Here is a 24,821-nt window from a genome sequence, read left to right as displayed (position 1 = left end):
ATTGATCGCTCCACGAACCGCACCGCGGCTGCGTCGCATCAGGGGGTCGAATCCTGTCTGTGCCGGCCTCTTGGAACGGGCCTTCCTGGATGCCCGACGCTGCCGCAGGGGCGTAGTTGTCTGCGCGTCGGCTCACTGACCGCTCTGGGTGAGTGCGCGGCGCCAGGTGGCGTCGGCCAGCAGGCGCAGGCCGTTGAGGCCCACGATGACGGTGGATCCCTCGTGCCCGGCGACACCCAGCGGGAGCGGCAGGGTTCCGGCCAGGTCCCAGATGACCAGGCCGGTGATGAACAGCGCGGCGATGAGAAGGTTCTGCACCACCAGGCGCCGTGCCTGCCGGGACAGGCTGACCACGGTGGGAATGGTGGCGAGTTCGTCGCGCACGATCACGGCGTCGGCGGTCTCCAGCGCGAGATGGGAACCGGCGTGGCCCATGGCGATGCCGGTGTGGGCGGCGGCCAGGGCGGGGGCGTCGTTGACTCCGTCCCCGACCACGAGGACCTTGCGCCCGGAGCTCTCCAGCTCCTTCACGGTGGTGACCTTGTCCTGTGGCAGCAGGCCGGCGCGCACCTCCGTGATGCCGACCTCGGCAGCGAGGTGGTGGGCGGCGCGCAGGTTGTCCCCGGTGACCAGTACCGGCGCGGCGCCGGTGAGCGTGGTCAGGGCGCTGACGGTGGCGGCAGCGTCAGGGCGGAGCCGGTCGGACACACCGAGCAGGCCGACCGATGTGTTCTCGACCTTGACCAGCACGGCGGTGCGGCCCTCGGTCTCCAACTGCGCCGCCACAGCGGCGGCCGGGAGTTCGGTGCGCCCGTTCAGCAGCCGGGCGGGGCTGCCGACCGCAACGGTCTTGCCGTCAACGATGGCGCTCACCCCGGTACCGGGGGCAGAGGTGAACTCTTCGGCCCGCGGGATGGTGAGGTCGCGGGTGCGGGCGGCGTCCACGATGGCGCGGGCCAGCGGGTGTTCGCTGGGGTGCTCGGCCGCGGCCGCGAGTCGCAGCAACTCCTCCTCGCTCAGGCCGGGGTCGGCCAGCGGCAGGAGGTCGGTCACCTTGGGGGTGCCCTCGGTGAGGGTGCCGGTCTTGTCCAGTGCCACGGCGTCGACCTGCCCGAGCCGCTCCATCACTACGGCCGACTTCACCAGTACGCCGTGGCGGCCGGCGTTGGCGATCGCGGACAGCAGCGGCGGCATGGTGGCGAGTACCACCGCACACGGCGAGGCGACGATCATGAACGTCATGGCCCGCAGCAGCGTGGGCTGCATTGCGGCTCCGAAGAGCAGCGGGATGACGAACAGGGCGATCGTTGCGACGACCATGCCGAGGCTGTAGCGCTGTTCAACCTTCTCGATGAACAACTGGGTCGGCGCCTTGGTCTGGGATGCTTCCTCGACCATGGTGACGATCCGGGCGATGACGGAATCCGACGGGTCGCGTTCGACCTTGACTCGCAGCGCGCCGGTGCCGTTGAGGGTCCCGGCGAACACCTCGTCCCCGGCATGCTTGGGCACCGGTAGCGGTTCGCCGGTGATGGTGGCCTGGTCGACCTCGCTGGCGCCGTCCAGGACGCGGCCGTCTGCGCCGATCCGGTCGCCTGGCCGGACCAGGATCGTGTCGCCGACGGTGAGCCGTTCGGTCGCGACGGTCTCCTCCGTGCCGTCGTCGGCGAGCCGGGTGGCGGTGACCGGGGCGAGGTCGAGCAGGCCGCGGACCGAGTCTGCGGTGCGGGCGGTGGCGATCGCCTCCAGGGCACCGGAGGTGGCGAAGATGACGATCAGGAGGGCGCCGTCCAGCACCTGCCCGATCGCTGCCGCACCGATGGCGGCCACGACCATCAGCAGGTCGACGTCCAGGGTCTTGTCCCTCAATGCCTGCAGTCCGGCCCAGCCGGGTTCCCAGCCGCCGGTGATGTAGGTCAGCGCATACAGGGGCCCCCAGGTCCATGCGGGCGCACTGGTCAGGTGCAGAGGCAGCGCGATGAGGAACAGCATCAGCGCGGCTGTCGCCCAGCGGGCTTCGGGTAGGGCGAAGACCTGCGTGCGGCGCCTGGGCGCCACCCCGTCACGGACGGGGTCGGCAGCGGGGGCAGGACGGGTCATGGCGGAAGACATGCGGGCGGTGTTCCTTAGCGCGCGCGAGAGCTCGATACGGTCTGACCCGGCCACCATACAGGAATACATGAACATCCATTCATCCATCGATGATGGGCCGTATCATGGGCGCCATGGGTCATGGAGCAGCCACGTCCGCAGGTTCCGTCCCGCACGCGCGCCTGGATGCCGACACCGCGGCGAAGGTCGCCACCACGCTGCAGGCGTTGGCGACCCCCTCACGGCTGCTGATCCTGGCCCGGTTGCGCGAGGGCCCACTGCCGGCGACCGAGTTGGCCGCCGAAGTCGGCATGGAGCAGTCCGCCTGCTCCCACCAGCTCCGCCTGCTACGCAATCTGGGCCTGGTGACCGGCACCCGCAAGGGCCGCTCCGTGGTCTACGCGTTGTACGACCACCACGTTGCCGAACTACTCGACCAGGCCCTCTACCACGTCGAACACCTGCGACTCGGCATCACCGACGAGACCGTGGCAGACACTGCTCAGACCCTCACCCCTGCCGGCCCCTGAGCGGGTCAGGGGCTCGCTCTTTGATCCGTGGCTCTATCCGGATCGATGAGGGGCGACTATTCCGATCGCTGCACGGCTCCGGAAGGATCGCCTGTGGCTGGGTCACACGTCCGCCGGCGTGTCACGGTCGGCGCGCTCGGTGCGGCGTCCACGCAACACTTCCAGGGCCACCGGGACCAAGGAGGCGACGACAACCGTGGCCACCGCGGGCACAAGGTAGGCGTCCGGATGCCGTACGGAGTCGCCCAGCCAGTACCCACCCAGTACGAGCGACTGCGACCATGCCAGGCCGCCGATCGCTTGCCACAGGGTGAAGGCTCGCACCGGCACGCCGAGCGCCCCGGCCACTGGATTGAGAACGGTGCGCACCACTGGGATGAACCGTCCGAGCACCGCCGCCTTCGCATAGCCGTAGCGAGCCAGCAGCCGCTCAGCGCGATCCGCTCCCGCGCGTAGGCGCTGATTGCCGACCCTGGCGAGAGCGGCGCGGCCGGCTCGCCGTCCGGTCCAGAACCCGACCTGCGCACCGGCGATGGTGCCCGCCGCGGCGCAGGCCAGAACCGGGAGCAAGGGCAGGTGCGGCCCGCTGCGGGCGGTGGAGGCGCACAACAGCCCGGCCGGCACCAGCAATGTGTCGCCTGGCAGGAAAAAGCCGACCACCAGCAGCCCGGTCTCGGCAAAGATGCAGACCAGAACCCCGAACGCGCCGAACGTGGACAGCAGCCAGGTGGCGTTCACCATGGCCACCGCGCGCAGCTACCAGGACGCAGCAACCCCAGGGACATGGGTTTCGGATTCCTTCCGCCGCTTCTCACCACACCGGTCGCCCACCGCCCATGCGCGGGCAAGGCCGAAGGTTCGTGCATGCGCGAGGAGCCGCTTCCGCAACCGGATTAGCTCCAGTTCTACATCATGTAGTAGTTTGCGGCATGCCCGCCCAGCCCACTCCCGAGTCGGAGCACGTCGGATGAGCCCCTCGATTCCCCACACCGCTGCCTTCGACGCGGCGATCCTGCTGGATCTGAGCGTCGAGTTGATACTGCCGTCCGTCATGCTGCTCGGGGTCGTGGCGTTCGTCTCGGAGAAGGTGCGCGAGAGGCTCGCGACCCGCGCTGGACTGATGGCCGCCACCGTCCTGGCACTTGGACCGGCTGCCGCCTATGTGGCATACCGACTCATCGCCCTGACCGGGTGACCAACCGACCGCAACCTCTGAGGCGCACACCCCTCCCACACCGAGGTTCGCAACTTCACTGCGCCCGGTGTCCGTGCTCGCGCAGGGGACCGACCTGCCAACCGTGAGCCTGGCACGTGTCGAGGATGCGGGGCAGTGCCTGCAGGGTGGTGCGCCAGGAGCCGGTGGCGGAAGTGCAGTCGGAGTCGTGCAGCAGGATGGTGCCGCCGCCGCGCAGGTCCCTCAGGACGGTGTCCGCGACGGAACGGGGGGTGGCCCGCTTGCGCCAGTCCTCGCCCCAGCAGGTCCACAGCACAGGGGTCAAGCCGAGGCGGCGGCAGGCCAGATGGGCGGCGGTGGTCATCACCCCGTACGGCGGCCGGAAGAGCACCGGTGGCCGGCCGGTGACGTCGGCTACCGCGTCGCGGGCGCGGGCGAGGTCGTCGTAGGTGGTACGGGGGCCGCGCACCAGCAGGGGGCGGTGGTGCCAGCCGTGGACGGCGATTTCGTGCCCGGCGGCGGCCATCTCCTTCGCGAGCCCGGGAGAGCGGGCGAGCATCGAGCCGAGCAGGAAGAAGGTGGCATGGATCCCGCGTGCTTCGAGGAAGCGGAGGAAGAGCGGGGTGGACAGGTGGTCGGGGCCGTCGTCGAAGGTGAGGGCGACGTGGTCCGGGCGGCCCTGGCCGGCCAGACGCGGCATGGCCGTGTTGCGGAGCGGACCGAACGTGGAGATCACGGGTGCGGCGTGCAGGGCGGCGAGCGCGGGCAGAGCCGCGGCCGCGGCGAACAGGGCAGGGCGTGCCTGGGTCATCGCCTGTCTCCGTGCAGGTAGTGGGTGACGGCGATGAAGCGGGTGGGGGCTTCGGCGTAGGCATAGGCCAGCGGGGCGGCGACACCCAGCGACACGGTCGCCGCCGCGATGGTGGCGGTCAGAGCCAGCCGCCGCCTGCCGGTGTGACGCACCGCTGCGGACGGTGCGGTTGGCGTGAGCCCATGTCCGGTTCGTTCAGTGATGGCGGGCACCGGGCCGGGGGCGGATTCGTGCAGGGCGATCCCCGCCGCGCGTTGGGCCTGGCCGCGCGGCCCGTGCAGGAGTTCGGTGAGCACGGGGCCGAGTTGTGCCGGTTCGCGGATCCAGGCCGCGAGACCCGCCTCCTCCAGCGCTTGGGCGTTGGTCTGGCCATGGCCGGGGATGCAGCGGTAGCTGGCCACCGGCAGACCAGCGGCCAAAGCCTCCAGTGAGGTCAGCCCGCCGGCATTCTGGACCAGCACGTCGCAGGCGTGCATCAAGCCCGGCATGTCGTCGACCCAGCCGAAGGCGTGCTCGATGCCGTCCCGTCGCAACTCCTCGGCGAGGGCCTGGTTTCGTCCGCACACCACCACCGGGACGGCGACGCCCGTCTTTTGTATCTCGACGGCCGCCTGCCTCACCGGGCCGACGCCCCAAGAGCCCGCGACCAGCAAGGCCAGCGGCGCGTGCGCCGGAAGACCGAACCGGGTACGTGCGGCGGGCCGTTGCTCCGCGGTGGCGGGAGTGAAGCACGGGTCGGTGACAGGACCGGCGACCGTGACGCCGGCCGCACCTTGTGCGTGGGCCTGGGCTGCCGGAACCGGGTGCACGGCCAAATGCGCGTCGACGCCGGGGGCGACCCACATGGCATGAACGGAGAAGTCGGTCAGGTAGGTGAAGGCGGGTACCCTCAGCAGGCCGCGCCGCCGCAGTGCGCCGAGGACCTGGCCGGCCCCCGGGTACGTCGAGATCACCGCGCACGTGTCCGGTGGCAGCACCGCGAGGGTGCGGTGTTCGGCGCTGCGGAACAGCGCCCGCCAGAGCGCGCCGGGGCGTGACGCCTGATCGGTGGCCTTGTAGAGGCGCTGGTAACCCTCCGGCGCCCAGGTCAGCAGGCGGTGGTAGCCGCTGCACAGCAACCTGCCGGCTCGCGCGGGCAGGAGGTCGAGGAAGTCGTGACGGTCGACCAGAAACCCGTGCGCGGTCAGCCGGTCGGCGAGCCCGGCGGCGGCCCCGTCGTGTCCTGCGCCGACACTCGCGGAGATGAGGACGATCCGCCTGGGGCCCGAGCCCAGCTGGAGCGCAGAGGGTGCCGGCTGGGATGCCAGGTCATCACGGTGGGGCACGTTTGTTCAGCCTCCTGACGGAACAGCGCACGGCCGGAGATGCTCGAAGCCTCGACGGTGCCGTGCGCAGGGCGGGGCGCACACCTTCACGGCCGAGTGCGGCTACTCGGTCTCGGCGGACATCGAAGGCCGAAGCTACTACATGATGTAGAAATTTGGCAGCCATAGCCCGAACTCATCGGGACCTTGCGTCGCCCACCCCGCCGCACGAATCGCCACCGGGGCCAAGGCATACAGGGCCAGCGTGAACAGATATCCAGCACAGCCGAACTGGCGGCGCACTCTGGCCGAACTCATGGCGGCGGTGGCCAGGAGCGCGACGAGCGGGATGAGCACAGCGACGACCTGCACTCCGACCTCAATGGCGACGGTAAATGTGCACAGGAGGGCGGCGATCACAGGGGCGAGCTCCAACGGTACGGCCGACGGAGGGCTGGATACGGCAAAACTACTACATGATGTAGAAGCGTGGTGAGGGTGCGCCGAAGAGAGGCGGAGGGCCCGTCAATGACACGCCACCACCCCGCTTCTGCAGGCTGCCGCGGCGACGCGCGGCAGGCCCGGACGCCGGAATGCGCACAAGGGCCTGAAGGCATTCACGGATGGAAGCCGGCAGTGATCCGGCGACTGAGTCGCTCGGGCTGCAGACCACAATATTCTACAACATGTAGTAGGTTGGCTTTACGGCCACCACTGATTCACCGTGATGTCACCAGCATGCCATCGCGGGCGTGGGGATCGGCCGACGGCGCCGGGCCGTTCCACGGCGCCTCCTGCTCACATGGAAGGACGTGCCCATGACCGCGGCCGCCACCGCGCAGCTGGCCTTCGACGGATCCGGCATCGACGGTTCGTTGTTCACCACCGTCACCGACTTCGCCCGCGACACCAAGTGGCTCAACACCCCGATGGAGGTATGGACCAACCTCGGCCTGGGCGTCTTCGCGGTCCTCATGGTCATGGGCTGGTGGCATGCGCGCCGCCGCGGCACACAGGCGATGACTGTCGCGCTTGCCGCACCGGTCGCGGTGGTGATTGCCTTCGCGGCCGCCGAGGTGGTCAAGAAGATCGTTGCCGAGGTACGGCCCTGCCGGTCGATGCCCCACGCCTACCTGGTCGACTCCTGCCCGGCACCGTCGGACTACGCCTTTCCCAGCGGCCACGCCACTGTGGCCGCCGCGACCGTGGCCGCGCTGTTCCTGCTGGACCGCCGCCTGAGCGCCATCGCCGCGGTGTTCGCCGTCGTGGAGGGCTTCTCCCGGGTCTACGTCGGCGACCACTACCTCCACGACGTCCTCGGTTCCGCGATCCTCGCCCTTCCTGTCGCCTACCTCACCAGCCTCGCGCTGCGCCGCTGGGCCACCCCACTGGTCGCGGCCCTGAACCGTGGCGCGCTCCGTCCGGTGCTGACCGCCGAACCCCCTGCCGTCGCTCAGCACGCACAGTGATCGGCGCCCGAAGGGGACCCGCGCCGAGCACTCCTCAACTGCCCGGCGCCTGCACCGACCTTCCGGCTGTCCTGGACCAGCCGCTCAGGCCATCCGGCGCTCCGAGCCGTACCAGTTCGCGCTGACGGAGATCGTGTTCGCCGTCGCTTCCACGCCCCGGCCTTCCGTGGGCACTGGCTGGAACGCGGACGGTTTCCCTCAGCGACGGCCGACCCGCTCCTCGGCGCCGATCTCGGTCCGGTAGGCGCTCAGTGTGCGGGACGAAGCCGACCAGGGCTGCGGGAAGGGGCGAAGCCTTCGCCAGTCGTACGGAGGATGTCCGAGCTTCGGACGGCGCCGGTCGTAGCCGTTGATCAGCATCCAGCCCGCGACACACGCCGTGATCAGTACGCGCCCGGCGATATCGCTCAGACGCGCACCGGGCGCCAGCAGGCCACCCACGCCGGCCGTCCACAGCCAGTACCCGAGCAGCGGATAGACCACCAACTGGTGCCAGATCTTGGTCGGCGCCATCGCCTGCTCACAGGTGAAGAATCCTGCCCGCAGCTCTCCCCACCACTGCGCCAGGCCGAAGCACAGCCAGACCCCGCCGCAGGCCAGCCCCACCACCGCCCCGCCGGCCCGCCCGGCGCCGCCGCCCCCATTCGCCATACGCCCAGCGCGACGGCCACGGCCAGCAGCGGATCGCCGAGCAGCACCGCCATGAACCCGGTACGAACACCCATCAGCCGGCGCTCCAGCACGAGCGCCAACAGCCACAGACCACCCGGCGTGACAGCGAAGGCCGCGAACGCGGCGACCCAGGGGCCGTGCTGCAACGGCACGCCCAGCCACGGTAGATAGCGTCCGCTCACATCGGACACGATCCCCCGGCAGGCCGGCACTCATGCCCGACCGCCAGGAGTCTGGTGCCGAAGGCCCCTGGGAGAGCGGTCAGCGCGTGCGCAGCTGCGCTGCGGTGGTGTGAGCGTGCATCGCGGCCTCGAACAACCGCTCTGTGTCGTGTGCCGTGACGGCCAGGCTTGCGCAGCAGGTCCCCATCAGGACGACGAACGCCGCCATCATCATGTTGGAGCGGCGGAGCGGCGGAGCCAGCAGCGCCTGGACACGTTGGGGCACCGGCCCGCCGGTCGCGGACAGTGCCGCCGGCTTGGCCCGGCTCGATGCCAGTGCTGCCCGCGCGATGGCCCTGGCGACCAGCCGCCGGTCCCCCACCACAGCCCCGGCCTCCTCATCCGCCCAGCGCTCCACGGCAAACGCCCCTGCCCGCTCCGAGGGCCGCAACAGCGGGTTCACTACCGCTGTCAGATGCAGCACCAGCGAAAACAGATGGTGCCGATGCCGCAGATGCGCCCGTTCATGGGCGAGCAGAGCGCGCCGCTCCAGGCCGTCCAGCAGCCGCAGCATCCCGGAGGAGACGACCACCCGCCCCGGCATGCCGAGCACAGCGAACGCCGCCGGCATCGGATCGTCGAGCACGGCCAAATCCCCGCCTGATGCGATGTGCCGACATTCCCGCCAGGCATCGACCAAGGCACGTCCACGACGCCAGGACGCCACGGTCAGGCTCACCACTACGAGCAGGACCACCCCGGCACACACCGCGGCTGTCTTCCGGCTCACCGGATCCTCCGCCGCCAGCACACTCACCGACCACGGCCCCTGTTCCGCCACCAGCGGCACCTGGCCCACCGCGGTGAAGGCCAGAATCGCCAGCTCGGTCACCCAGGTTCCGGCCGCCACTACTGCCGCGCACAACATCGCCCACGCGCCCACGCGCGGGGGCATCCGGCGCCCCACCCATGGCGCAACCAACGCCAGCGCCGCGCTCACCAGCAACGGCAGATACATCGGCACCGGCCAGAACACGACTCACCCCCGGTCAGGAAAATCGCCGTGCAACAACTGCTCCAGCAGTTGCTCGTCCTCCGACGACAGATCCGAAACGAACCGGGCCAGCACCGCCGCACGGTCTCCACCCTCGTCCAGCAGCGAGTGCATTCCCGCAGCCGCATGTCCGGCCTGGTCATCCACGGGGGCGTAGACATGGCTGCGCCCCTCCCGTTGCCGGGTCACCATCCCCTTGTCGCACAGCCGAGTCAGGATGGTCAGCACCGTCGTATACGCGGCACCGGGCACCTGTTCCTGGACCACAGCCGCGGGCACCGGGCCGCCGACGGACCACAAGGCAGCCAGCACCTCTGCTTCCAGCTCACCCCGCGCACGTCGTCGGGCCTCGCCCCGGTCGTCCTTACCGCCCGTCATCTGGAACCTCCCTCGCTGCTTCTGCCAGGTCATTGTCGACCGCTCAAGCTACTACGAGACGTAGAAAAACGGCTATCTCGATCACGAGGACGTCTCCAACGGCCGCGCGAGCGGCTGGCTCCGGAGATCGCGCGCAGCGTGCTCGCCACGGGACTAGCCGAACCGTCACAGGAAGCGGACATCTACGCCCTCGGAGCTTTCCTGCTCATCTCCGCCACCGGCTGGCGCGCGGTCGCATTCCCGGGGACATTCCCCGGGGCGAGGGCGGTTGTTGGCCCATCCGGCCCCCTCGCGGGGAAGGATGGCCCCACTCCTGAGATGCCTCCGCTGGCCATCCTGGAATTCACACAGCCACCAGCCGAGGGAAGTGGTCGGCATGATGTGGTACGACGGCGGATGGGGCTGGGGCGGCTGGTTCGCCATGATCGTGTTTATGGTGCTGTTCTGGGCTCTGATCATCGTTGGAGTCATCGCGCTCGTGCGCTACCTCACCGGAACCCATCACCACCAGTCCGGCCCGCATCCGGCTTCGGGCGGACCCCGAGGGGGAAGCCGGCAGGCTGAGGACCTGCTTGCCGAGCGGTTCGCCCGCGGAGAGATCGACGAGGACGAGTACAAACGCCGTCTCACACTGCTGCGGGAGCGCTGGTGAGCGCGAACCGCCGTCGAGGGAAGCGACTCCCACGCCTCGCACAGCCCAGAGACAGCCCAGGGATCAGCCGAGGGATCAGCCGCCTGGGCCTGAGGCGGAGCAGCAAGCACCAGGACTTTGATCGCCGGATTGCCGGGAACCTCCGGCAATCCGCCATTGGCTCACCCCCTGCGCCGGTGGGATCAGTGGACGGCGGGCTCGCTTACGGTTGGTTCTCCGGTGCGCATGAGGGCGTTGGGGCCGGCGCTCTCGCCGGGAGTGTCGGGTGCTGGAGGATCCAGTTACCGCTGGGTTCGCCGAAAAAATGGCATTTCGGGAGTTTCACCCGACTTTATTAGCGATATCATGGCGTCGTGGGACTGGATCACACCTCGTTGACCACTCTTGCCGCCCTTGGCGACGATCTGCGCCGCCGCATGTTCGACTTCATCCGGCAGGAGCGGCGTCCGGTCACGCGCGAGGAGGTGGCCGCGAGCCTCGGGATCTCCCGCAAGCTGGCGGCGTTCCACCTGGACAAGATGGTGGCAGTCGGTCTGCTCCGATCTCACAGCCAAACGCCTGCGGGAATGATCCACAAGGTCGGCCGCAGGCCCAAGGTCTATGAGCCGGTGGCGGAGGCCATCGCGGTGAGCATCCCCGAGCGCCGCTACGGCATGCTCGCCGACGTCCTGACCGAGGCCGTCGTGACCGAGGCCGGGGGCGAATCGGCCCGCGACACCGCGCTCCGCGTGGCGTATCGGCGCGGTGAGACCCTGGGCGGCGCCGAACGGGAACAGGTACGTCCCGGCCGGCTCGACGCCGAGCAGGGGCTCAGCCTGGCTGCCGACACGCTGGAGGGGCTCGGGTATGAGCCGGAGCGTTCCGCGCCGACCCTGCTCCGGCTGCGCAACTGCCCCTTCCATCCCTTGGCGGCCAAAGCCCCCACCCTGGTCTGCGCCGTCAACCAGGCTTTCCTGGCCGGCTATCTGCACGGCCTGGGAAGTGACAAGACCACAGCGGTGCTCGCCCCGCGGCCCGACGCATGCTGCGTCGAACTCCGCGCCGACGGCGAGGCTCAAGGCCCCTCGGAACCCGGTACCGCCTGCGGGCGGTGAACCGGCGCAGAGGCTGCGGCCGGGAAGCATCCGCCAACGGTGTGGCGTGAATGCCCGCCGCCGATGGCTCGGCGCGGGCCGGGCTGAGGAAGCGCCCTAGTTCACATGCTCGCCGGAGCATGCCATGGCTACGAAGATTTATATGCACCAGACCTCGGCTCCCCTGGAACCGGCAGCGCGGCACACCGTGACGCCGAGGTCGTCCGCCTCCGACTGGGGGCTTTTGCTGATCAGGCTGACCTTCGGATTGTTGATGGCCGGCCACGGCGCTCAGAAGCTGTTCGGGCTTTTCGGGGGCAAGGGGCTGACGGCGACCGGTCAGGGGTTCGCAGCCCTTGGTTACCACCCGGGAAAGGTCTACGCCCTGGTCGGCGGTCTGTCCGAGTTCCTCGGTGGCCTTGGTCTGGCTGTGGGGCTGCTCACCCCGCTCGCGGCCGCCGCCCTCGTCGGCGTGATGATCAATGCCATGGTCACCGTGACCGGCTCCCACGGTCTGTGGGAGACCCGCGGCGGCGTGGAGTACAGCGTCTGCATCGCCGTCGTCGCCCTGGCCGTCGCCCTGATGGGTCCCGGCCGGCTGGCCGTTGACCGGATCTTCCGCTGGGGTGCCGGTGGCTGGGTCGCGGGCGCCTTCGCCTTGAGCCTGGGAGGGATTGCTGCCGCCGTCGTGCTGAGTCTTTGAACCCTCCAATGCCAGCGAACGGTTGGAGTCGCCATGAACTCCACGCACTCCGCCGAAGCCCGCCTGAGAGGACTGGGAGTGTGCTGTGCGGTCGGCAACACGGTGCTGCACACCCTGCTCGTCCCTGATCACCTCAAGGAGAAGTTCTACATCGGCGTTCTGTTCGCCGTGGGAAGTGTCGTCATGCTGGTCGTGGCGGTGGGGCTCGTCACCTTGAAGCGTTCCCTGGCCGCGTGGCTGGTCGGGGCCCTCGTGAGTCTCGGCATGATCACCGGTTTTGCGCTGTCGCGCACCGTCGGCCTGCCGGGCGGTTACTACGAACCCGGATGGGAGCCGCCCTACGGCGCCCTTTCCTTGATCGTCGAGGGAATCTTCGTTCTCGCTTTCCTCGCCTGGCTCGGGGAGGGGACAGCCGTGGGTACCGCTGAGCCCAAGATCCGAAACAAGGCAATCCGCGAACGGAGCGCACCGGGGCCGGGCCCATCGAAGCCCCGGTAGGCGTCGTCATGTGCCGGTGAGGTGGCGCGCGTTACTCGTGCGCAACGCGCCCTGCGGGAGGCAGTCCGTGATCTGTCATTCGGTGCCGCATGCCGCTGGCTGTCACCGACAGCCAGGTGTGCAGAGTCAGACCGTCCTCTCCGTGCCAGGCCGCTTCCGCGACGGTCTGGACGACCGCGCAGATCCAGCAGTCCGGCACGGGCATGAAGCCGTTCGATGGCGGATCCATGCCCGGGCCGGGCGGTGTGATGTCGTCCACGGCCACGGTTCTCCAGACGAAGTAGGCCTCTTGGCGTTGTGGGTGTGCTGACATCCGCGCCCGGGCCCGGAATGCGCGGGGTGTTCGGCTTGGTCCTTCGATCTGCGGGGCGGGTTAGCCGCTGAGGGCGGGCAGGTCGGGGCCTATGGTCAACGTGACCGCTCCAGCGGCGGCCTGCCTTGACAGGGTGGGCGTGAGGCCGGGCAGGTGGGCGGCGAGTGCCTGGGCCTGCTCCGACTGGCCCTGGGCGTAGGTGAGCGTGGTCTTGCCGGCCGTGGCGGGTGCGTTGCCGGTGGAGGTGATCTGGAAGCCGAGGGCGCGGAGTTGGTCGGCGACCTTCAATGCTTCGCCCTTGGTGTCGGTGCCGTTGAGGACGGTGACGTGCACCGTGCTCGCCGGCGCGGGTAGGTGGACGGCTTTTTTCAGGTCGGCCTTGGTCATTTCCCGGTCGTGGTTGAGAGCGGTGAACAGGTCTTGGGCTGCGGGCAGTTGCCAGGCGACGTTGGCCTTGTCGGTGGGCACGTCCCGCTCGCGCGGGTAGTTGGGGACGGTCAGGAACGAGATGCGATCGGTGGGTATGCCTTTGACGCTGGTGGCCAGGCTGTAGAGCTGCTTGAGGCCGGCCAGGCCGGGGTCTGCGGTCAAGGACTTGGTGGCGGAGTTCAGAAACCCGTAGAGGGCGGTGGGGTTGTAGAGCTTGGACTTGGCGCGGGTGGCCAGGGACTGCATGAATTCCTGCTGGCGGCCGATGCGGCCGATGTCGGAGCCGTCGCCGATGCTGTAGCGGGCGCGGACATAGCCCAGGGCCTTCTCGTCCTTGACGATCTGGCATCCGGCCTTCAGATCGAGGTGAGCCTTCTTGTCATGGATGGCCTGCTTCGGGCAGACCTGGACGCCGCCGAGCGCGTTGACCATGCCGGTGAAGCCACGGAAGTCGACGATCAGGAAGTGGTCGATCCGCACGTGGGTGTTCGTCTCGACGGTCTTGATGGCGCAGGCGGCGGCCTTCGCGGTGTCGCCGGTCGAGCCGCCGATCGCGAACGCCTCGTTGATCTTGAAGTGGTGGGCGGTGGACCGGGTGCCGTTGCCCCGGTCGCAGGCGGGGATCTGCACCCAGGAGTCGCGGGGGAAGGAGACGACCGTGGCCCATTTCCCGTCGCCGCCGGTGTGCAGCAGCATCAGGGTGTCGGATTGCATGGTGGTGAGGTTCTTGCCGTAGGCGTCCCCGAGCCCTTTGCGGCTGTCGGATCCGATGACCAGGATGTTCTGGCCCCCGACGGCGGCCTTGGGCCGGTTGTCGCCGAGCGAATTGCCCACGTCGGCGCCCGTGATGTTGCCGTTGAGGTGCGTATACACCCAGCCACCCACGGCAGCGGTCCCCAGGATCAGGACCGAGACGGTCAACGCGATCCACCGGCCAATGCGTCGTTTGGGGCGCCGGCGCCGCCTGCTCGTGGGTTCCTGGAAGCCGGATGTGCTGCGCGCGTGTCCTGCCATGACAGGGAGAGGCTCCTTCGCTGTGGCGAGTGCTGATTCGCGCGGACGGGAGGTGGCCCGGCCGTCGGCGGCAAGTCCGACCGACAGCACCGTCCCGTGCGGCCACGCGGGCCCAGGTGGCAGCACGGGGCACCCGCTCAGCGCAGGATGGGTATCAGGCCGAGAGCGAAGAGCACGTAGAAGCCGGCCGCGACCGTGAGACGCGCAGGGGTGAGCTTGTGGGCGCGCATGGTCAGCAGCAGGTAGACGATCGCCGCCATGGTGATCAGGCCCGACCACAGCAGCGCGCCGTCGAAATGCCACGTCGTGAACAGCAGACCCAGGCCGGAGGGCACGGTGGCCTGGATGATCATGGCGCCGGAGATATTGGCGAGCGCCAGCTTGGTCTTGCCCTGCCGCACCCAGATGATCGCGTTCATGATCTCCGGGAGTTCCGTGGCGATCGGGGAGAGCAACAGGGCGGTGACCGAGGCGGACAGGCCCAGCATCGGACCGATGGCGTCCAGCTGCTTCACGAACAACTGCGAGGCGAAGAAGATCACGACGAGGGTGACGAGCGTCTGCGCGATGACGGCCCAGGTGGCGGGGGAGGCGGCCTTGGGCTGGAACTTCAGCGGCTCCAGCTCTTCCTCTTCGCCGTCCTCGTCTTGGCCACCGCGGATCTCCCGCCAGAAGTAGACCGCGTATGCGGCGAAGAACAGCAGACCGAGCGCGGGCTTGAAAGCGAAGGCGACCAGGCCGAGTGCCACCTTGACGATGAAGATCGGCAGGAACCACTTCTGGTCCTTGGCCAGCCGCTTCATGTCCTTTTCGCTGCCGAGCGCTTGCTCAGTGTGAGGCGCCTGCGGATCGAAGCGGTCCGGCCCCACACCGCCCGCGGCGACCAACGCGGAGGTGCGCTCCTTGCGGCGCTTGAGCAGCAGCACTGCGCCGGTCACGCCGTAGGCGACGGTGGCCAGTGCCAGCGGGCCGCCCATCGCGGCACCCACGCCGATGTTCTTGGCCTCTTCGGTGCCACCGGTGGTGACCGCGACGAGAGTGACCACGGACTCGGGCAGCGCGGTACCAAAGGCGGCCAGGATCGTACCGACCGCCATCTTCCCCACGTTCAAGCGCTCGCCCAGCCACTCCACGGCATTGACGAACCACTCGCAGGACAGATAGATCGCCACCGCGCAGACGATCAACAGAACGAAATGAATCACGGGTCTCGTCCAAGCCTTCCCGCACCGGCGGGGGCTTCGAGAACGACCGCGCGAGGAGAGATGGCGGCAGCTTCGACCCCGCCAACGCGCATACGTCGTCGACAAAGGGCCGAAGGTCTCGCCCACCCGCACACGAACCGTGCGGGCCCGGTCACCGGGAACCCGGCGCTGGGCTCCAGTGTGTCGACGACCGGTATTGCGGGGCTACTCCCCTTCGCAGCCGCCGAGCATACAGGGTGCTCGTCGACGTCCCAAAAGCCATGTGTATACCCGGTCTGCATACCCACCCGCGCTGATCAGGTCGGCCGGAACTCCTGCGAGCGGGTTCTGGAAGTGCGCCCCCTCCTACGGAACGGCGGAGGTGGCGGCCGGGATGTGGGCGGTGGTGATCGTCATCGGTGTGCCGGTGACGGCGATGAGATAGCTTCCCGGCCCGTGACCACCGGGCATCGCACGGAAACCCCCCTCGGGCTCCACGCGATAGTCCGCGGAGGTGTGCGGGGCCAGCACGGCGGGACCTGAGGCGATCGTCCACCAGTTGGAGGCGCCCTGGCCGGTACGGCTCGCGAAGTGCGGCTCAAGCGCCGTACCGGTGGTGTTGACGGCCCTGACCTCGATGGCGGTGACACCGACACGTGACCCGTGCTTGGCGAAGTGCGGCGTGAGGCTCATGCGCAGAGGAGGGGTACTCACCGCAGCGATCACGACGCATGCGAAGGCGGGGGCGAGCAACCCGGCCGCGACGACGGCCTTCGCGCGTCGGCCGGTGAGGCGGGGCAGGCGTGGCTGCCAGGCGGTGGCGAACGCGGCGGCCGGGACGGTCGCGGCGGCTGCCAGCCACAGCGGGGTCATCATCAGGAAGTAGCCGTCCTGGGAGCGCGTGGCCAGGTAGAACGCGATCCAGGGCAGGACGGTGAGGGCGGGGCCCAGCCGCCGGACGAACAGCAGCGTGGCTGCGAGCAGGCCGAACAGGAGCAGTTGGCTGCCGTAGGAGTAGTAGTCGAGGCGGCTGCTGCCCGCGGTGAAGTAGTAGGAGATGCCCATCACGCCCTGCCCGTGCAGGATCGCCTTCTGTTCCAGTGGCAGCAGGATTCCGTGCAGCCAGGCCGGGAAGTCCTGGACGGCGAAGTACGCGTTGACCGCGGACCAGGTGAGGGCGGCGGTGGCGGTGTACCGGGTGGTGACTGCCAGGGCGCGCCGGGGGCCGAGTTCGCTGCGCCGGACGGCGTACAGGCCGATCAGGAGGAACGGGGCGAGGAACCAGGCCAGTTGCTGGGCGGCGCAGGCGGCCCCCAGGCAGGCTGCCCGCAGTACGCCCGCCGGCCCGAGGTGGCCGCCCTCGCCCGTGCCGGGCCAGCGGACGACGACGGGGATGAGCAGGGCGAGGGCCGTGATGGCCGGGTAGCCGGCGTAGGCGTAGTGGGGCAGGAGGCCGAAGCCGAGGCACACGGCCGTGGCGGCGGATCGCCAGGGTGCCGGGAGCAGGATCCACAGCAGGATGGAGGAAAGCAGGAGCGCGCCTGTGGGGACCAGGGTGGCGGCCGTCGTCGAGTGGACGATGGCGTGTACCGGGGCGGCGAGCAGGGCGGTCAGCGGGGGATAGCCGTAGGTGTAGTCGGCGCCGCCGGACATGGTCTTGGTGATCCCGACGCCGTGCCTGGCGAACAACCAGGGCCATGGCTGGCCGTAGACCGGCTGGCTGTGCAGGATCTGGTGCGCGGCCTGGGCGGTCAGCGCGCCTTCGTCGTTGCCGGCGTGGTCGAGCAGGTAGCCGCAGATCACCAGCGCGACGGCGGTGATCAGTACGGCCGCGTCGACCCGGATCAGTGCCCGGCGGGTGCGCACGAGGAGGCTGAGGACGGCGCAGACGAGGATCGAGGCGTAGCAGACGGAGATGGCGGCGGCGACCGGCGGGCTCGACGCCATCGCGGTGGTCCAGGCGGCGCGCGTGCCGATGAACAGGCTGACCGTGGCCAGCAGGGTCAGTCCGCGGTGCAGCTGCTGGGGCCCGGCGTCCGGGACACCGACGGTGGAGGTCGGGGGCGGTGCCGTACGGTGCGTCGCGGCACGACGACGGATTTCGACGCCCATTCCGCCACGATGGGTGTCAACCAAGGACTGTCTCCTCTGCCTCGCCTCCGTTGGGCGGCAACCACATGTGGCGAGGTCCCGCCGGGCCGGAGGTTCATCCGACCGCCCCGGCAAGGGATGCGCGCATCCACCGTTCAGGGCAGGGACGAATGGACGCCCCTGTTCGATCATCTACAGTTCACCTGGTGTCTACAAGGCTGTAGCCGGTAAGCAGTTTGTGCGAAATCGTCCGCCCGGGAAGGCCCGGGAGGCGTCCGTTTCTGCCGCCGCCTCGCGGGCGCGAGCTGTCAGGCTCCGCGCGCTGCAGGATTCGAACCTGCGACACCCGCTTTAAGAGTTCGATCCGACCTCGCTCCGGCCCCTGCTGTGTTTGACCTGCATGCCGGATGCTCGCGGTGGAGGGGGATGGCTCGGTTACTCCTTGCGCGGGGGTGGTGTGCCGGAGGCCCGTGTGTGTGAGGGTGCGGAGTCCAGGTCTTGTTCGGCCCAGATGACTTTGCCGCCCGATGCTGGGCGGGTGCCCCATCTGCGGGACAGCTGGGTGACCAGGGAAAGGCCGCGGCCGTTTTCGTCGATGGCGCGTGCGTCACGCAGACGCGGGGAGTTGGCGTCGGTGTCGAATACTTCGCAGGTCAGGGCTTGGTGGTGGATCAGGCACAGTCCGATTGGGCCGGTGCTGTGGCGGATGGCGTTGGTGACCAGTTCACTGACGATCAGTTGCGTGGGGTCCTGGAGACCTTCCAGGCCCCATTCGGTCAGCTGGCGGGCCGCCATGTGCCGGGCGCTGCGGACAGCGGTCCGGTCGTTCGGCAGCGTCCAGGAGGCGACCTGGGCGGGGCTGAGTGAGAGCGTCCGCACCAGGAGCAGGGTGACGTCGTCGGACGGTGCCTGGCCCGGGAAGGTCTCCACCGCGCGGGTGCACAGGTCTTCCAGGCAGCGACTTGGGTGTGCCAGGGCGGTGCCCAGGCGGCGCATTCCCACGTCGGGCACCGCAGATCCGGCAGGGCAGCGGCCCGACTCCCCTGGATGCACAGACCACAACCGCGCACCCCCTGCATCCCAGACTCGGTCGCGTACATGACTGCTACCTCGTCCCAGGGCACACGGTCACCGGCGTCTTCACGCGGACTGACCGGCCTCGTCACTCGTAGCCGCTGCCCTGTGCCGGCCGGGACCGGCTGTCTGCTCGCCACCGGACAGAGGGCGGTGGAGTCTCAATGACCAGGCAAGCGCCGCTGCCCGAGTCCTGGAGCACTAGTTGGAAGACGCCGTATGCGGATTCCGGCCGACCTGCGAAGTCTCTGACCTGGTCCGGAGCGTGGTCGCCGCCGCTGTTCCCCGCGAGTCCTCGCTACGTCCCGCCGGAACGGGCACGCAACGGGCATGCGCGTCGCTCTGGCGCTTGGGCGGCCGGTCGCCGGGCGTCCCGCGGGTCGCCTTCTATTCGGCGCTCAGGCGGCGGTTCAAGGCTCTACCTGTTTGGGCCTGGGTCAGGTGGTGGGCTTCGTGAGGTTGGTGACATCGAGGGCGGGGCGGATGGCCTGCGCCAGGCGCGCGCCGTCGCCGGTCGCCCAGAAGTGCAGGAAGAACAGGCGGGGTTGCTCGTCCAGCATGTGGTTGTGCACCTCGACGATGTTGATGCCGCCGCGCCGCAGGGCCCTGATGACCTTGTTCACCTCGTCGGCGGTCATGACGAAGTCGCCGTTGATCGCGGCCTTGCCGCCGCCGAGGGGCTGGAAGTTCACTGCCGTGGTGATGCCCAGGGCCGGGGGCAGGATGTGCCGGCCTTCGGTGACGGTGTTCCGGCGGGCGATGGAGAATTTGTAGATGCCGCCGTCGGCGGTGCCCTTGCGGCCCAGGGCCTTGTCAATGGCGGTGGTGTCCAGGTCGATGGGCGGCTGGGTCGGCTTGGACGGCGACGCGGCGGGAATGCTCGTGGCCGCGAGGGCTTGCTTGACGCCGCGGGCGAGGGTGATCGGATCACCCGTCCCGTGGATGTGGATCCACCAGACAGCGGGGGACTGCTGCGGGAGGTGCTTGTGGATTCCTGTCTGCTCGATGCCTGCCGTCTGTAGGGCGTCTATGACCTTGGGTGACTCGTCCTCGGTGACCACCAGGTCGCCCATCACCAGGGTGTCGTCGTGGTACTTGGCGAAGTTCACGTACCCGCCGAGCGCGAACCCGGGCTTGATGGCCACGCCCTTGCTGGTCACCTTCAGGTCCTTGCGGTGAAGGGCAACGTGGTAGACCGTCCCGCCCATCACTGATCCGGTACGGCCGAGAGTGTCGGCGACCGGCTTCCAGTCGGATTCCGTGGTGGGCAGCGGAGGCATTGCCTGTGGGGCGGGGTCGCTTCCGTTGGATATCGCTGTCTGCGGAGTGGCTGGGGTGGGCGATGCCCACGTGGGGCTGGTGCCGGCCGTGATCAGGGTGGATGTCGTGAGCAGGGTCAGTGCCAGCGTGCCGAGGTTCGGTGCATTCCGTGCGCGGGGCATGGGGTCTCCTCTGGTCGAGAATTTCCCCTTACTCAAGGTATTTGCGACCCTACAGAGGGTCCTCGGCGTGTGTGGTGTTCGGGTGAATGGGGGATGTTCCGCCGACCTCAGCCACAGCGCGGCAGCAGCCAGCTCCCCGCCAGCCGATTCCTCGAGGTCAGGTCCGCTCACGCTGCCGCATCCGTGACGGCGGCGGTACGGCGCCAGGCCTCGCCGGCCTTTCTGCTCGATGGCCTACGCCCCACCCGGATGCCGCCCCCTCCGCAGCCAGTCTGTCCGACAGCACTACGGCTATGGCCGCAGACGGCCGTGCTCGTGTCACCTGAACCGCTCAGCGATGCCGTCGCGTTGTTCGGCCGGTGTGGGCCTTCTCGTGCTTGCCCGCTGCACGCGGCGCGCCGCCGGACGCGGCCAGCCGGGGCGCAGACAGGAGGCAGGCCGCGCCGCAGAGGCGGCGCGTGCCCGCGCCGTGCGCGGGCCTGGACGTCCATCCCCGGATCGCCATGCAGATCCTCCGCCACTCCGAGATCGCAGTGACCATGGAGGTCTGTACCCACGTTCCCTCGGCGGAGACCCGCCGGGCGCTCCGGAAGCTTGGCAAGGCTCTGGGCGGCGGCAGAAAGCAGAAGAGGGGCAAGCGCAAGCAGCAAGAGGAGCCGTGCAGGGACGGCCAGCAAGAGCCACAGCGGTTGCTGTACTCCGCTGCTGTACGGGAAACACTCAGGCCACCTACTAGCGACTAGTAGGTGGCCTGACCTGTGTCGGGGTGGCGGGATTTGAACCCACGACCTCTTCGTCCCGAATAATGTGCGGAAAGATCGCTGACCAGGACTACTTGACTCCTGTGCAGGTCAGGGCGTTGGTACGAGTTGGTTCCTGTGGGTGGCGATCCGCGCGGCTTTCTTGATCCACTCCCCGTTCACTCCCCAGGGCCGGCGCGTTACCCGGCCTTCCGCTTTTCAGGCGAGCCCTGGCCCCACCGGGTGGGGCATTGAGCGACACTACCGCCACACGCCCCCTGCCCATCTCAGGGTTTACGCATTCGAGCGAGGGCTAGCGCACAGTCGGTGCAGCGGCCTCCACGAACGCGCTCAGCGTCGCCTTGCAGCGCTGCGAGCGGCGGTACCGTTCGACTGCGTCAGGAGCCTCGTGCAGGCAGTTCGCCAGTTCGAATGCGGTGTCGGCTTGACGTAGCCGCATGTTGTCGCAGACGAGCTGGACGCGAACCAGCGCCTGCCGGGCGGCGACATGGGACTGGTACGAGGCGAAGCGCGCCTCCTCCACCTCGGACGCCGACGCCACAAGAGCAGCACCAGCTACCTGGGCGGCTACTCCTACAGCTCCTCGTCCGCCGGGGCGTCGATCAGCTGGACCTTCACCGGACGTTCGGTGGCCTGGATCGTCTCGCGGGCCTCCACCTCCGGTCAGGCCTACGTCTACGTCGACGGCACCAAGGTCACCACGGTGGACCTGAAGTCCTCCACGACCCTCTACCGCCAGGCGAGCTGGACCAAGACCTGGTCCAGCTCCGCCAAACACACCCTGAAGATCGTCGTAGTCGGCACCTCGGGCCGCCCGACCATCACCACCGACGGCATCGCAACCATCGGCTGACCAGCCACCACGCCGGTCCGGCCCGCGGCACCACCGCGCGGGCCGGACCGGCGGGCGAGACCTCCTGGTGGCCCTGAAGGTGCACCCAAAGGTGGCATAGCCCCCGAAACGTCAAGGGCCCCGGATCTCTCCGGGGCAACGAGGGTCGGGCAGCCTGACGACCCCGCTGACGATCAGCGGGGCCCTTCTTTTTGGGCTCTCCTGCCGTATGCGTGGGTGCTGTGGCCTGGGCTGATACGTGAAACACGCCGCTTCCTGTGATCCTTGAGGTGTCTAGGCTCAAGTTTGATCAAGCAGAGAAACGGCGTGTCTGTCTTCAGCATATGGAAGCGGTCCCTGACGGCGGAAAACACCGTGGTCGAGGGCGTCCGGATCGATGAGAACGAACAATGTGTGGTCGTGTCGGTACGGCCCGATGCCCGCCGTCGGCAGCGGTGCGGCCGGTGCGGACGGCTGGCGCCCTGGTTCGACGCGGGGCGGGGCCGGCGTCGGTGGCGAGACCTCGACCACGGCGTGATGCGGGTCTTCCTGGAGGCCGACGCGCCGCGGGTGGACTGCCGCCGACACGGGGTGACGGTGACGGCGGTGCCCTGGGCCCGTCACGGTGCCAGACACACCTACGCCTTCGATCAGCAGGCCGCCTGGATGGCCTCGGAGTGCTCCAAGAGCGCGGCCGCGCAGTTGATGCGGACTTCCTGGCGCACGGTCGGGGCGATCGTGGAGCGGGTGGTCGCCGACCGTGACCGGGCCGTCGACCGGCTGGCGGGGCTGACCCGGATCGGCATCGACGAGATCAGCCACCGCAAGGGGCAGAAGTACATGACCGTCGTGGTGGACCACGAGACCGCGAAGGTGGTGTGGATGGCCGACGGACACGGCAAGGACGTCCTCGACCGCTTCTTCGACGCCCTCGGGGAGCGGCGCACCGCCAAACTCACGCACATCAGCGCCGACGGCGCCGCCTGGATCGCTGAGGTCCTGGCCGACCGGGTCGCCTCGGCGGTGCGCGTGATGGATCCCTTTCACGTGATCGCGTGGGCCACCGACGCCCTGGATGTCGAACGCCGTGCCTCGTGGAACCGCGCCCGCCGCCAGGCCGCCGACCCGGACACCGCCCGGGCGCTGAAAGACTCCCGCTTCGCGCTGTGGAAGAACGAGGCAGACCTCACCGATCGGCAGGCCGCGAAACTCACCTGGATCGCCGCCACCGATCCCCGCCTGCACCGCGCCTGGCGCCTGAAGGAAGCCCTCCGCGCGGTATTCACCCTGGCCAAGACCCGGCCTACCGCCGCCCTGTCCGCTCTGGACCGCTGGATCGGCTGGGCCCGCCGCTGCCGCATCGACAGCTTCATCGACCTCCAGCGCCGCATCCGCCGCCACCATCAGGCGATCCGCGCCGCCTTGACCACCGGCATGAGCAACGGACTGATCGAGAGCACGAACACCAAGACCCGCCTGATCATCCGACGCGGCTTCGGCTTCCACACCGCCGACGCCATCATCGCCCTCGTCATGCTCACCCTCGTCGGCGACCGCCCCACCCTCCCCGGCCGCCAACCCACCACAGAATGACCCACACATACGGCTCGACTTTCGCAGTTTGCTTGGTCGGTAGTGACGACTGGGGCGGCGATCGGTTCTCTTGCGGCGGGTGTCGCCGTCGGCCGGGACGCGAGGAAGCATCGACGGTAGAAGAAGTTCCGCTCCCGGAGAGGAGGGATTCGTCGATGCTTCCGCCTTCGACTGTACTGCCGTCCCTGGCCGGGCTACTGGAGGTCTTCCGGCCCTGCTTCCGGGCGCCGACTTACCGGGTGTTCGCCGCCCTGGTCGTGGGGATGATCGCGCAGACCGGCCGCCGCACCGTGTGCGGCATGCTCCTGGGCGCCGGGCTGGGCGGGGTGTGGCACCACGCCCGCGCCCACCGCTTCTTCTCCACCGCCCGCTGGTCGGCCGACCGGGTCGGCCTCGCGCTGGCCCAGCTGATCGTCGACCTGCTCGTGCCACCTGCCGCGGCCCTGGAAGTGGCGGTGGACGAGACGTTCTTCCGCCGCCGCGGCAAGAAGATCTTCGGCGTGCTGTGGGGACACGACGGCTCGGTCAACGCCCCCCAACCCCTACAGGTGGGCTGGGGACACTGCTGGGTGATCGCCGGCCTGGTGGCGCACCTGCCCGGCTTCCCGCGCCCAATCTGCCTGCCGGTGCTCTTGCGCCTGTGGGGCGGCAAGGGCACCGCCAGCCGGGTCCAGCTCGCCCGCACCCTGGTAGAACTGCTGGCCCGCGCCTTTCCCGACCGCGACCTCCACGTCGTCGCCGACGGCGCCTATGCCACCCACGTGCTGCGCGGCCTGCCGGACCGGATCACCTGGACCACCCGGGCCGCCGGTCGGTCCGTCTTCTACCGCCTGCCGCCCGCGCCGACCGGCAGGCGCGGACGCCCCCGGCTCAAGGGCGACCGGCTGGGCACCAGCGCCGACCTCGCGGCCCGGGCCCGCTTCCGCCCCTGCCGCACCACCTGCTACGGACACACCGCCACTGTGCGGGTGGCCGAGACCCTCTGCCTGTGGTACGGCGTCTTCGGCCCCCGCGCCGCACGGGTGCTGACCGTGCGCGACCCCGCCGCCCGGGGCAAGGACCTGACCCTGGTCACCACCGACCTCGCCAGCACGGCCGCCGCCCTGGTCTCCCGCTACGCGGGACGCTGGTCCATCGAGGTCGCCGTCTTCGACGGCAAGCAGTTCGTCGGTGCGGGGCAGGCCCGCAACCGCACCCGGGCCGCCGTCGAGCGCACCGTGCCGTTCGCCGTGATCTGCACCAGCCTGATCCCGCTGTGGTACAGCCAGTTCGGCGACCGGACCGCCGACGTGGCCGACCATCGGCGCGCGGCCCCCTGGTACACCACCAAGAAGGACCCCTCGTTCGAGGACATGCTCGCCGCGCTCCGACGTGCCGTCATTGCCGCCCGATTTAACCCTCTTCGAGCCGAAGCCCCAACAGCCACCGAAATCCTGCAAGTCCAGCACGCCTGGGCCTCCGCCGCTGCCTGACTGCGAAAGTCGAGATACGGCAGGAGAGCCTCTTTTTGCCTGTTCA

Annotated in this window: 23 protein-coding genes and 2 pseudogenes; 11 read left to right on the top strand and 14 right to left on the bottom strand. The window is 69.3% G+C overall.

Translation table 11 applies throughout. The features are described 5' to 3' along the window. Nucleotides 1–132 precede the first annotated feature (132 nt). Entirely contained in the window at nt 133–2,112 is a 1,980-nt protein-coding gene (locus ACQEXA_RS27060) for a heavy metal translocating P-type ATPase (protein ID WP_433131318.1), read from the bottom strand. Between the two features lie 113 nt (nt 2,113–2,225). Here ACQEXA_RS27060 and ACQEXA_RS27055 point away from each other — a divergent pair, with 113 nt between their 5' ends. Then, nucleotides 2,226–2,621: an ArsR/SmtB family transcription factor gene (locus ACQEXA_RS27055; protein ID WP_433131316.1), complete on the top strand. Its 396-nt coding sequence runs from the start codon at nt 2,226–2,228 to the stop codon at nt 2,619–2,621. Between the two features lie 102 nt (nt 2,622–2,723). Here ACQEXA_RS27055 and ACQEXA_RS27050 read toward each other — a convergent pair whose 3' ends face one another. Further along, nucleotides 2,724–3,362 (bottom strand): DedA family protein, encoded by a 639-nt coding sequence (locus ACQEXA_RS27050; protein WP_432939378.1) that lies wholly within the window; start codon nt 3,360–3,362, stop codon nt 2,724–2,726. Nucleotides 3,363–3,588: 226 nt separating this feature from the next. Here ACQEXA_RS27050 and ACQEXA_RS27045 point away from each other — a divergent pair, with 226 nt between their 5' ends. Beyond that, nucleotides 3,589–3,816, top strand: coding sequence for a hypothetical protein (locus ACQEXA_RS27045; RefSeq protein WP_432930610.1), 228 nt, complete (start codon nt 3,589–3,591; stop codon nt 3,814–3,816). A gap of 55 nt (nt 3,817–3,871) precedes the next feature. Here the strand turns inward: ACQEXA_RS27045 and ACQEXA_RS27040 are convergent, their stop codons facing one another. The 3 genes from ACQEXA_RS27040 to ACQEXA_RS27030 all read right to left on the bottom strand — a co-directional run bounded on the left by ACQEXA_RS27040 (nt 3,872) and on the right by ACQEXA_RS27030 (nt 6,330). Next, nucleotides 3,872–4,606 carry a polysaccharide deacetylase family protein gene (locus ACQEXA_RS27040; RefSeq protein ID WP_432930612.1) on the bottom strand — a complete coding sequence of 245 codons (735 nt, stop codon included), beginning with the start codon at nt 4,604–4,606 and terminating at the stop codon, nt 3,872–3,874. Next, complete coding sequence (locus ACQEXA_RS27035) at nt 4,603–5,931, bottom strand: MGDG synthase family glycosyltransferase (protein WP_433131314.1); 1,329 nt, start codon at nt 5,929–5,931, stop codon at nt 4,603–4,605. Before ACQEXA_RS27035 ends, ACQEXA_RS27040 begins: the two co-directional genes overlap by 4 nt. Nucleotides 5,932–6,069: 138 nt before the next feature. Further along, a complete protein-coding gene (locus ACQEXA_RS27030) occupies nt 6,070–6,330 on the bottom strand; it encodes a hypothetical protein (RefSeq protein ID WP_432930616.1) in 261 nt (86 codons plus the stop codon). 398 nt (nt 6,331–6,728) lie between these two features. Here ACQEXA_RS27030 and ACQEXA_RS27025 point away from each other — a divergent pair, with 398 nt between their 5' ends. Beyond that, entirely contained in the window at nt 6,729–7,379 is a 651-nt protein-coding gene (locus ACQEXA_RS27025) for a phosphatase PAP2 family protein (RefSeq protein ID WP_432930618.1), read from the top strand. 198 nt (nt 7,380–7,577) lie between these two features. Here ACQEXA_RS27025 and ACQEXA_RS27020 read toward each other — a convergent pair whose 3' ends face one another. The 3 genes from ACQEXA_RS27020 to ACQEXA_RS27010 form a co-directional block, all read right to left on the bottom strand. Next, complete coding sequence (locus tag ACQEXA_RS27020; RefSeq protein ID WP_433131312.1) at nt 7,578–8,030, bottom strand: hypothetical protein; 453 nt, start codon at nt 8,028–8,030, stop codon at nt 7,578–7,580. Between the two features lie 282 nt (nt 8,031–8,312). Next, nucleotides 8,313–9,248 (bottom strand): M56 family metallopeptidase, encoded by a 936-nt coding sequence (locus ACQEXA_RS27015; protein ID WP_433131310.1) that lies wholly within the window; start codon nt 9,246–9,248, stop codon nt 8,313–8,315. A 3-nt stretch (nt 9,249–9,251) separates the two neighbouring features. Next, nucleotides 9,252–9,644, bottom strand: coding sequence for a BlaI/MecI/CopY family transcriptional regulator (locus tag ACQEXA_RS27010; RefSeq protein WP_360996129.1), 393 nt, complete (start codon nt 9,642–9,644; stop codon nt 9,252–9,254). A 117-nt stretch (nt 9,645–9,761) separates the two neighbouring features. On the opposite strand from ACQEXA_RS27010, the pseudogene ACQEXA_RS27005 reads away from it, so the two are divergent. From ACQEXA_RS27005 to ACQEXA_RS26985, 5 genes and pseudogenes are all read left to right on the top strand, one after another. Beyond that, a pseudogene (locus tag ACQEXA_RS27005) lies at nt 9,762–9,899 on the top strand (protein kinase); the annotation flags it as partial. Between the two features lie 121 nt (nt 9,900–10,020). Continuing rightward, on the top strand, nt 10,021–10,296 hold the full coding sequence (locus tag ACQEXA_RS27000) for an SHOCT domain-containing protein (protein WP_432930623.1): 276 nt from the start codon (nt 10,021–10,023) through the stop codon (nt 10,294–10,296). 353 nt (nt 10,297–10,649) lie between these two features. Next, nucleotides 10,650–11,390, top strand: a complete 741-nt coding sequence (locus ACQEXA_RS26995) for a helix-turn-helix transcriptional regulator (RefSeq protein WP_432930625.1) — start codon at nt 10,650–10,652, stop codon at nt 11,388–11,390. 142 nt (nt 11,391–11,532) lie between these two features. Continuing rightward, a complete protein-coding gene (locus ACQEXA_RS26990) occupies nt 11,533–12,072 on the top strand; it encodes a DoxX family protein (protein ID WP_433134626.1) in 540 nt (179 codons plus the stop codon). A 33-nt stretch (nt 12,073–12,105) separates the two neighbouring features. Then, nucleotides 12,106–12,570: a hypothetical protein gene (locus tag ACQEXA_RS26985; protein WP_432930627.1), complete on the top strand. Its 465-nt coding sequence runs from the start codon at nt 12,106–12,108 to the stop codon at nt 12,568–12,570. 31 nt (nt 12,571–12,601) lie between these two features. Here ACQEXA_RS26985 and ACQEXA_RS26980 read toward each other — a convergent pair whose 3' ends face one another. From ACQEXA_RS26980 to ACQEXA_RS26955, 6 genes are all read right to left on the bottom strand, one after another. After that, nucleotides 12,602–12,829, bottom strand: coding sequence for a hypothetical protein (locus tag ACQEXA_RS26980; protein WP_433131308.1), 228 nt, complete (start codon nt 12,827–12,829; stop codon nt 12,602–12,604). Between the two features lie 114 nt (nt 12,830–12,943). Then, a complete protein-coding gene (locus tag ACQEXA_RS26975; protein ID WP_432930631.1) occupies nt 12,944–14,326 on the bottom strand; it encodes an LCP family protein in 1,383 nt (460 codons plus the stop codon). A gap of 137 nt (nt 14,327–14,463) precedes the next feature. Then, nucleotides 14,464–15,531 (bottom strand): sodium:calcium antiporter, encoded by a 1,068-nt coding sequence (locus ACQEXA_RS26970; RefSeq protein WP_433131306.1) that lies wholly within the window; start codon nt 15,529–15,531, stop codon nt 14,464–14,466. A gap of 345 nt (nt 15,532–15,876) precedes the next feature. Next, the gene (locus ACQEXA_RS26965; RefSeq protein WP_432939383.1) at nt 15,877–17,622 is read right to left on the bottom strand and encodes a hypothetical protein; all 1,746 of its coding nucleotides are present in this window, start codon (nt 17,620–17,622) and stop codon (nt 15,877–15,879) included. Nucleotides 17,623–18,036: 414 nt separating this feature from the next. Beyond that, nucleotides 18,037–18,612 carry an ATP-binding protein gene (locus tag ACQEXA_RS26960; protein ID WP_433131304.1) on the bottom strand — a complete coding sequence of 192 codons (576 nt, stop codon included), beginning with the start codon at nt 18,610–18,612 and terminating at the stop codon, nt 18,037–18,039. Nucleotides 18,613–19,112: 500 nt separating this feature from the next. Continuing rightward, nucleotides 19,113–20,117: a DUF1259 domain-containing protein gene (locus ACQEXA_RS26955; RefSeq protein ID WP_432930639.1), complete on the bottom strand. Its 1,005-nt coding sequence runs from the start codon at nt 20,115–20,117 to the stop codon at nt 19,113–19,115. Between the two features lie 1,302 nt (nt 20,118–21,419). On the opposite strand from ACQEXA_RS26955, the pseudogene ACQEXA_RS26950 reads away from it, so the two are divergent. The 3 genes and pseudogenes from ACQEXA_RS26950 to ACQEXA_RS26940 all read left to right on the top strand — a co-directional run. Further along, nucleotides 21,420–21,731, top strand: a pseudogene (locus tag ACQEXA_RS26950) (N-acetylmuramoyl-L-alanine amidase); the annotation flags it as partial. Nucleotides 21,732–22,037: 306 nt separating this feature from the next. After that, nucleotides 22,038–23,303, top strand: a complete 1,266-nt coding sequence (locus tag ACQEXA_RS26945; protein WP_433131302.1) for an ISL3 family transposase — start codon at nt 22,038–22,040, stop codon at nt 23,301–23,303. A gap of 155 nt (nt 23,304–23,458) precedes the next feature. Beyond that, complete coding sequence (locus ACQEXA_RS26940; RefSeq protein ID WP_433131300.1) at nt 23,459–24,775, top strand: IS701 family transposase; 1,317 nt, start codon at nt 23,459–23,461, stop codon at nt 24,773–24,775. Nucleotides 24,776–24,821 lie beyond the last annotated feature (46 nt).

It is taken from the genome of Streptomyces sp. CA-106110 (genome assembly GCF_050936285.1).
Lineage (GTDB): Bacteria > Actinomycetota > Actinomycetes > Streptomycetales > Streptomycetaceae > Streptomyces.
The sequence above is the reverse complement of the archived record's forward strand: the minus strand, read 5'-3'. Positions and strand labels throughout refer to the sequence as shown.

Excerpts from the sequence above, each read along its gene's own strand:
- ACQEXA_RS27060 (WP_433131318.1), bottom strand. The coding sequence starts at position 2,112 with ATGTCTTCCGCCATGACCCGTCCTGCCCCCGCTGCCGACCCCGTCCGT.
- ACQEXA_RS27055 (WP_433131316.1), top strand. The coding sequence starts at position 2,226 with ATGGGTCATGGAGCAGCCACGTCCGCAGGTTCCGTCCCGCACGCGCGC.
- ACQEXA_RS27050 (WP_432939378.1), bottom strand. The coding sequence starts at position 3,362 with ATGGTGAACGCCACCTGGCTGCTGTCCACGTTCGGCGCGTTCGGGGTT.
- ACQEXA_RS27045 (WP_432930610.1), top strand. The coding sequence starts at position 3,589 with ATGAGCCCCTCGATTCCCCACACCGCTGCCTTCGACGCGGCGATCCTG.
- ACQEXA_RS27040 (WP_432930612.1), bottom strand. The coding sequence starts at position 4,606 with ATGACCCAGGCACGCCCTGCCCTGTTCGCCGCGGCCGCGGCTCTGCCC.
- ACQEXA_RS27025 (WP_432930618.1), top strand. The coding sequence starts at position 6,729 with ATGACCGCGGCCGCCACCGCGCAGCTGGCCTTCGACGGATCCGGCATC.
- ACQEXA_RS27020 (WP_433131312.1), bottom strand. The coding sequence starts at position 8,030 with ATGGCGAATGGGGGCGGCGGCGCCGGGCGGGCCGGCGGGGCGGTGGTG.
- ACQEXA_RS27010 (WP_360996129.1), bottom strand. The coding sequence starts at position 9,644 with ATGACGGGCGGTAAGGACGACCGGGGCGAGGCCCGACGACGTGCGCGG.
- ACQEXA_RS27000 (WP_432930623.1), top strand. The coding sequence starts at position 10,021 with ATGATGTGGTACGACGGCGGATGGGGCTGGGGCGGCTGGTTCGCCATG.
- ACQEXA_RS26990 (WP_433134626.1), top strand. The coding sequence starts at position 11,533 with ATGCACCAGACCTCGGCTCCCCTGGAACCGGCAGCGCGGCACACCGTG.
- ACQEXA_RS26985 (WP_432930627.1), top strand. The coding sequence starts at position 12,106 with ATGAACTCCACGCACTCCGCCGAAGCCCGCCTGAGAGGACTGGGAGTG.
- ACQEXA_RS26975 (WP_432930631.1), bottom strand. The coding sequence starts at position 14,326 with ATGGCAGGACACGCGCGCAGCACATCCGGCTTCCAGGAACCCACGAGC.
- ACQEXA_RS26965 (WP_432939383.1), bottom strand. The coding sequence starts at position 17,622 with ATGGGCGTCGAAATCCGTCGTCGTGCCGCGACGCACCGTACGGCACCG.
- ACQEXA_RS26955 (WP_432930639.1), bottom strand. The coding sequence starts at position 20,117 with ATGCCCCGCGCACGGAATGCACCGAACCTCGGCACGCTGGCACTGACC.
- ACQEXA_RS26940 (WP_433131300.1), top strand. The coding sequence starts at position 23,459 with ATGCTTCCGCCTTCGACTGTACTGCCGTCCCTGGCCGGGCTACTGGAG.